Below are 6957 nucleotides of genomic sequence, written 5' to 3'. Positions count from 1 at the left end.
ATCGTCATGGTGGATGCCTTTTCCATCGGCAGGGCCGACAGGGCACGCACGGCGACGCTGCGCAGCAGCGGCAGGTTTTCCTTCGCTTCTTTTTCCTGGTCCGCGCTGGTGGACACCACCAGGTCGGCCGACATGTAATGGGTCACGGTATCGCCTGGATTACGGCGCAGCATGACGATGACTTTTTCCACCGTCAGATACTTGACTGGCTTGTTGTCCTTTTTCTCAGCCACTTCGGCCTTGCGCGAGTCGCCCGAAGCGCTCTTGCCGTCGGACTTCAGCAGCCACACGGCGCCGCCCGCAGCTCCCGCTGCGATTAGGCCCACTGCTGCCAGGACGATTACCAGTTTCTTGTTCATCTATCGATTACTCCCGCTCAGACATCATGGCAAAGGTGGTGGGCGAGTCGTCGCCCTCGTTGAGTGCACGGCCGGGGCCGTTCTCTTGTTGTTCGCGGCCTTGGCGCGCATTGCCGCCGGCGTTATCTGCCAGGCTGCGGCCAGCACTTGCGCTGACGGTCACGGCCACTTCGGTGAACTGGCGCTGCGACAGGTCCTGGCGCATGGTGTCGCCGATGTTGTTCAGCTGGCGCAGCACTTCGCTGTGGCTGGCCGACAGGTTCACCTGCAGCGCGCCGGCGCTGTGGCGGATCGAAATCTCGATGCTGCCCATATTCGGTGGTTCCAGGCGGATGGTGGCGTTCTCGCTGCCGCGCTGCAGTTGCAGCTGCAGGCGATCGCCCAGCGCGGCGCGCAGCGGTTGCTGCCATTGTTCCGGTGCGCCGCTCAGCTTGACAGTGTCGCTGCCTTGCGTGGTCGTGCTGGTAGTGGCAGCCATCACGTTGCGGAATGCGGTGGCGTCGCCGCCGACGGACGTGGTATCGGCTTTCGCGGCGCTGGTGTCGGCTTTAGTGGACGCTGCGCTCAGCGCACTGGCGAGGTCGCCCGCCGTTGAGGTGGCCGGGGCAGCTGCGCGCTCCGGTGATGCAGGAGCGACTGGCACAGGCGCGGCTTGCGCGGCAGCCAGATCGTCGGCAGCGCTGTTACCGTTGCCGGCGGTAATGGCATTGGCGGCCGCCTGGCGTGCGGCGTCGGCTGGTTTGGCTGCGCCATTTGCAGTCGCGGAAGCTTGTGCAGCCAGCAGCGCTGCGGCGTTGGATGCGCCGCCGGACAGGGCGAAGATCGCGCTGTTCAAAGGGCTGTTCTGTTGGGCAGCGACAGACGCGACAGCCTCATCGCCGGCGGTGCCAGCGGGGTTGGTGCCGTCACCTTGCTGCTGCTGGGCACCAGCGCCGGTCGGCAGTGGCAACACCGCAAAGTTTGGCAGCATGGCAGCCAGGTTGTCTGGTGCGTCGGTGCCAGCCGTGGTGGCTTGCGCATCTTTGTCGCTGGCTGGATCGGCAGGCTTCTCTTCAACTGGTRCGGCGGCCAGATCGAGCAGTTGAGCGAAGGCGGGCAGGCTGGCCGGGACGTCGCTTGCGCGCTCGCCGGCTTGCACATCGCGCGCGTCGGCTGGCGCAGCATTGCTTGCCGCGGAGTTGGCTGGCGCAGCGGCCCGCTTGGCGGAAGCCTGGGGCGCGGCCGGCTTGGCGGCGCTCTGCGCCGTGGCAGGGCGCGCGGCCTTGCCCGCGCCGGATGCGGGTTTATTGTCGCTGGCCTTCGGTTTGTCGGAGTGCGCGGTGCCTGGCACTGCGGTGCTGGCCCTGGCGGCGGACGACGCAGGATTGGCGGCTGGCGCCGGCGTGGCCGGAACGGCCGCGAAAGCCTTGGAGGCGGCCGACGCCGCGTTGTTTGTGCTCATGGTCAGGCTCATGCGTGTGTTCCGCTTACTTCGTTGTCGAGGGCGTATGCCATCCAGCCCTCACGGTTGTTCTTCAGGTCGTACAAATGCTTGTCCAGCTCGGCGGTGGCGTCATTGACGCGCGCCAGTGCCGTCTTGTGCAGCGCGCGCAGCGCATCCAGTGCGGCGCGCTCGGCTGGCGTCCATTTGCCCTGTGCCGCCATCTTGGGCAGTGCACTGCCAAGCAGAGTGTCAATCGCCGCCAGCGCTTTCCAGTCGGAGGAAGCGGTGGCGGCGCTCAGCTTTTGTGCCAGCTGAAGCAGCGTCGCTTGCCTATCCATTCTTGTCCTGCACGCCTTGCCAGCCGGCGCGGATGGTGGTCAGCAGACCCACCACTTCGTCGATGATAGCCGGGTCCATGTCCACGCCGGCGCGGTACAGGCGGCCTGCGCAGTAGTCATACAGGCGGCCTAGATTGGCCACCACTTCACCGCCGGTGTCGAAGTCGAGCGAGCTGGACAGGCCATTGATAATCTGGGTGCATTTATCCAGGCTGGCCGCCTTCAATTCGTAGCGTTTGCCGGCGATGTGACCGCGTGCCCGCGCCAGCTCTTCGAGCAGGCCATCGGTAAGAACAAGCACCAGCTCAACCGGCGAGGCGCGTGCGGTCTGCGCGTCCAGGTTGGTTGCGTGATAGCTGGCGTAGGCGTCGTGGTCCATCGTTTAAATCTCTTTATGAATCGCTCTTGTTGCCGAACATTGCGTCGAAGATGCCACCGGTAGTGTTCATCTGCGATTGCAGGGTCTGCAACTGCGTGAATTGGGCGAGGTAACGGTTGTAGGCGTTGTCGTATTGCGTATCCAGCAGCGCCTTGCGTGCGGTCAGCTGGGTCTGCAGCTTAGAGTTGCTGTCCTTGCGGGTAGCGATCTGGCCGGTCGCGCTGTTGGTCCAGAAGTCCATCAGCTTGTCCATGCCACCGAGCACGCCGGTTTCATTGCCGATGGTGGTRCTGCCGAAGATGCTGTCCAGCCCACTCGGATTGGTGGCCAGGGCTTTGGTCAGGCGGCTCGAATCCAGCGACAGCGTGCCGTCGCGCTGCAAAGTGATGCCGTAGTTGGCCAGGCTCATGCCGCCGGACGAAGTGCGCAGCAGCGAGATCATATTGGTTTGCAGCGCGGTCAGGCCGGTATCGCTGGCGAAGATTGCCGGGGCCTTATTGGACGCGGCATCGCCGTGGTCCGTCAGGGTCTTGAGCGTGGCGAGCATCTTGTTCCAGCCGTCGACAAAGGCCTGGATATTGGTTGCGGTGCCAGATGCATCGTTGGCCACGGTCAGGGTCACCGGATTGGCGCCCGCTGCCTGAGCCTGGGTGAATGTCATCGACACGCCATCGACCACGGTAAAGGTATTCGACGCCTGCTGCACCTTGGTGCCGCTGCCTTGGGCGCCAACCCAGATGATGGCGTCTTGGGCGGTCACCAGGCGCTTCTGGTTGCCTGCGCCGAGCTGGGCTGCCAGACCGGCATCGGTGACGCCGCTGACATCCAGCGACACGTCGTTATTCGCGCCGGTCAGGTTCGAGGTCAGCACCAGGGTGGACGCGCCATTGATCGTCATGGTCGAGGCGGTCACACGGGAATTGTTGTTGGCGTCGACGTTGATGGCCGCCGCGATTTCTTTGGTGGTCAGGGTGCCATCCAGGTTCTTGTCCGCGTTGGCCAGGTTGACCGTGAAGCTGGTGCCGTCTGCCAGGGTGACCGCCAGATTGCCGGCGCTGGCGGCGACGGTGTTGTCCTGCACGCCACTGTAGGAAACCTGGCCGGCGGTGCCGATCTGCTCGACGTAGAACTGGTAATTGCCCGAGGTAGCCGAGGCGCTGGCGGTGGCAGTACCCACATTGGAGCTGAAGGTTGCCGAATTGGCCAGTACCGATTTCTTGGTACCCATCGAGCTGAGCACGCTCTGGAAGCTCGACAGGGAGCTACCCAGCGTGGTCAACCCCGACGCCGTGTTGGTAGCGGCCGTGTTCTGGTCGTTCCACATGTCGTCCAGACCTTGCATGAACTGCGTGGCCATCTGGGTGGCAGTGGTCTTGGGGTCGTAGGTTGGGGCGGTAATCGATGCCATTTTTCATGCTCCGAGGAAATTAAATGAAGTGTACCAAGGTAAGGGGCGACCTTACGAGGGACTTCATGAAATTATTTTCCTTGAGACCTCATTTTTGACTGCGGAACCACAGCTGGGTTGCCAATTCATCATGCACTTTGCGTTCTTTTGCCTGCTTGGCATTGCTGAGCGCCTGCTGTTCCTTGTGCAAGACCTGACCCAGCACCTCGCGCTTGACGTAAGCGGCATTCAGGGCACGCTGGGATACCGCCATGTCCGCCTCATGCATGGACAGGTCGAGGCGGTGGCTGTCGGCCATGGCCATCACGTTCTGCTTGTAATCGCCGCAATTGATGGCCAGCGCCATCGGCAGCTTGCCGGTCGGACCGGAGCTCTCGTACAGCTGGGTGAGCTTGTCCAGCGTCTTCTGATAGCGGTCGCGCAGGTTCTCTTTGGCGGCCAGTTCCGATTGCAGTTTTTCGACCTCGTTGTCGCGCAAGGTCACCAGGGTGGATAGATTGCGGATGGTGTGCTCGTTCTTCATGCCATCAGCCTTTCAAGTTGTTCCACGCACGGCCCAAAGGGAGCCGCTTCCTTGGTGCCCTGGCAGAGGAACTCCTCGACGTGCGGATGCAGGTTCACTGCCTTGTCCGTCACGGGATCGGCGCCGGGCACGTAGGCGCCGAGAGGAATCAGGTCGCGCACCCGCTCGTGGCGCGCCATCGATGACTTCAATGCGCGCGCGGCCAGCATGTGCTCTTTCGAGATCACGTGGTTCATGCAGCGGCTGATGGAGGCAGCGATATTGATGGCGGGGTAGTGGCCGCGCTCGGCCAGCTCGCGCGTTAGCACGATATGGCCATCGAGAATGGCGCGCGCGGTATCGACTACCGGGTCTTGCTGGTCATCGCCTTCGGCCAGCACGGTGTAGATCGCACTCATGCTGCCGGCCTGGTTCTCGCCATTGCCGGCCGATTCGACCAGCTGCGGCAGGTTGGAGAACACGGAGGGCGGATAGCCTTTGGTGGCGGGCGGTTCGCCCAGCGCCAGTGCGACTTCGCGCAGTGCCATCGCATAGCGGGTCAACGAGTCCACCAGCAGCAATACGTTCTTGCCCTGGTCGCGGTAATGCGCCGCGATCGAGTGGCACAGTTCGGTCGCCATGATGCGCATCAGCGGCGATTCATCGGCCGGGGCAATCACCAGCACGGCTTTTTTCAAACCTTCAGGGCCGAGCGACATTTCAACGAACTCGCGCACCTCGCGCGAACGCTCGCCGATCAGGCCGACCACCACCACATCGGCGACGGTCTGTCGCGTGATCAGGCCCAGCAGCACGGACTTGCCGACGCCGGAGCCGGCCATCAGACCCACACGCTGGCCCTGGCCGAGCGTCAGCATCGAATTGATCGCACGGACGCCCACATCCAGCGGTTCGGTGACGGGTTTTTTCTTCAGGGGATTGATGCGCGGCGGTTGCGAGTCCAGCGGAAATTCGCCGCCCAGCTTGCCCAATCCATCGATCGGTTCGCCGAGGCCGTTCACCATGCGGCCCAGCCATGACTGGCCAATCTGCATGCTGACTTTTTCCGGAGAAGGCAGTACGCGCGCGCCAGTGGTCAGGCCCACGGCCTTCTTGAACGGCATCAGGAAGGAAAGCTTGTCGCGGAAGCCAACGACTTGCGCGTCGAGCCATTCGCCCGACACTGTCTCGATCTGGCAACGCTGCCCGGTGTGCAGCTTGCAACCCGCTGCTTCAAGCAGCAAGCCGGATGCGCCCACCAGCCGTCCGGTCGGCGTGGCCAGCGGAACTTCATCAAGCTCCAGCTTGCGCAGTGCGTCGGCAATCATTCTTCGCCCATGTCCTCGTCATCACCGCCATCGGCAATCTGAAGCTGATTATCGACCTGTTCCATGACAGCAGCAAGACGCTGGTGACAGCCGGCATCAACTTCATTATCGCCAGCCCGGATGCGGCACTCGCCCACATCCATGCTTGCATCGGCGATCAGGTTCCAGCGCTTGGCGCGCTTGGGATCAAGATCGGTAATGCGCTTGACTTCTTCCGGGTTGAGATAGACGTCGATCTCTTCGCGCGTTGGCGGCATCGATGCAAGCGTCTCATCGACCAGGGCCATGATCTGCACCGGCTGCAAAGCGAGCTCGGCGCGGATGACCTGGCGCGCGACTTTCGCCACCAGATCGACCACTTCCTTGCGCTGCGCCGCACGGTAATCGGAGCGTACTTTCTTCAAGCCTTTCAGCATGGCGTCGACTGGGCGTGCCAGCTGATCGAAGCCCACCAGCGTCTCCTGGCGGCCTTCTTCGCGGCCCTGTTCGAAGCCTTGCTGGCGGCCCGCTTCAAAGCCGTCTTCCTGGCCGCGCTGCAGGCCGATTTCGTAGCCGTCACGCTGGCCCTGTTCGAAGCCCTCGGACACAGACGCCTGCCATTGCGCCGCATCGGCCATGGCATTGCCCGCGCCGTTGCGGCCGGCCGGCAGCGCATACTGCGACAGCGGCGGGAAGCGATAGGGACGGAACTGCTTCATTATTCGACCACCGTTTCAGCGAACAGCTGCACTTCGACTTCGCCGGCATCGGCCAGCGCCTTGACGGTGGCCATGATTTCCTGACGGGTCGATTCGATGCGCGACATCGGCACAGGGCCGGCGCGGCGCATCATGTCTTCGAATGCCTGTGCCTGGCGCTTCGGCATGGTCTTCAGCACGGCATCGCGGATCGAAGGCTCGGCGCCTTTCAGTGCAATCGCCCACTGCTCCAGCGGCACTTCCTCGATGATGCGGGTGAGGGTGACTTCGGTCTGGGTCGACAGGATGAGGAAGTCGTACATCGACAGTTCGATCTGTGCCACCACTTCCGGATCGTGGGCGCGCAGCAGCTCGACGATCTGGGCGCGGTTGCCCGGCAGACGGTTCAGAATCTCGGCCACCTGGCGCACACCTTCCACGCTGGTGCTCTGCGAGTCGAAGGAGGACAGGCAGCGGTTGACCAGCTCATCCAGTTCGATCAGCAGGTCGCGGTCGATTTCATCCAGACGCGCCATGTTCAGC

9 protein-coding genes are annotated in these 6957 nt (G+C 63.1%); all 9 read right to left on the bottom strand.

Annotated features, from left to right (window positions below; genetic code table 11):
- On the bottom strand, positions 1–359 hold a 359-nt coding region (locus AB4Z11_RS17870; RefSeq protein ID WP_442026587.1), incomplete at its 3' end, for a flagellar basal body-associated FliL family protein.
- Positions 360–366: 7 nt separating this feature from the next.
- Positions 367–1800: a flagellar hook-length control protein FliK gene (locus tag AB4Z11_RS17865; RefSeq protein WP_442026586.1), complete on the bottom strand. Its 1434-nt coding sequence runs from the start codon at positions 1798–1800 to the stop codon at positions 367–369.
- An 8-nt stretch (positions 1801–1808) separates the two neighbouring features.
- A complete protein-coding gene (locus tag AB4Z11_RS17860) occupies positions 1809–2120 on the bottom strand; it encodes a hypothetical protein (protein WP_442026585.1) in 312 nt (103 codons plus the stop codon).
- On the bottom strand, positions 2113–2499 hold the full coding sequence (fliS, locus tag AB4Z11_RS17855) for a flagellar export chaperone FliS (RefSeq protein WP_442026584.1): 387 nt from the start codon (positions 2497–2499) through the stop codon (positions 2113–2115). The genes AB4Z11_RS17860 and fliS overlap by 8 nt, the downstream gene beginning before the upstream one ends.
- A gap of 13 nt (positions 2500–2512) precedes the next feature.
- A complete protein-coding gene (gene fliD / locus AB4Z11_RS17850) occupies positions 2513–3907 on the bottom strand; it encodes a flagellar filament capping protein FliD (protein WP_442026583.1) in 1395 nt (464 codons plus the stop codon).
- 88 nt (positions 3908–3995) lie between these two features.
- A complete protein-coding gene (locus tag AB4Z11_RS17845; protein ID WP_442026582.1) occupies positions 3996–4430 on the bottom strand; it encodes a flagellar FliJ family protein in 435 nt (144 codons plus the stop codon).
- The gene (gene fliI / locus AB4Z11_RS17840; RefSeq protein WP_442026581.1) at positions 4427–5737 is read right to left on the bottom strand and encodes a flagellar protein export ATPase FliI; all 1311 of its coding nucleotides are present in this window, start codon (positions 5735–5737) and stop codon (positions 4427–4429) included. Before fliI ends, AB4Z11_RS17845 begins: the two co-directional genes overlap by 4 nt.
- A complete protein-coding gene (gene fliH / locus AB4Z11_RS17835) occupies positions 5734–6435 on the bottom strand; it encodes a flagellar assembly protein FliH (RefSeq protein WP_442026580.1) in 702 nt (233 codons plus the stop codon). The genes fliI and fliH overlap by 4 nt, the downstream gene beginning before the upstream one ends.
- A partial coding sequence (locus tag AB4Z11_RS17830; RefSeq protein ID WP_442026578.1) for a FliG C-terminal domain-containing protein occupies positions 6435–6957 on the bottom strand: 523 nt, incomplete at its 5' end. The genes fliH and AB4Z11_RS17830, both read right to left, overlap by 1 nt.

The organism is Pseudoduganella sp. RAF53_2, assembly GCF_052113985.1.
In the GTDB taxonomy this organism is placed as follows: domain Bacteria; phylum Pseudomonadota; class Gammaproteobacteria; order Burkholderiales; family Burkholderiaceae_D; genus Rugamonas.
The sequence above is the reverse complement of the archived record's forward strand: the minus strand, read 5'-3'. Positions and strand labels throughout refer to the sequence as shown.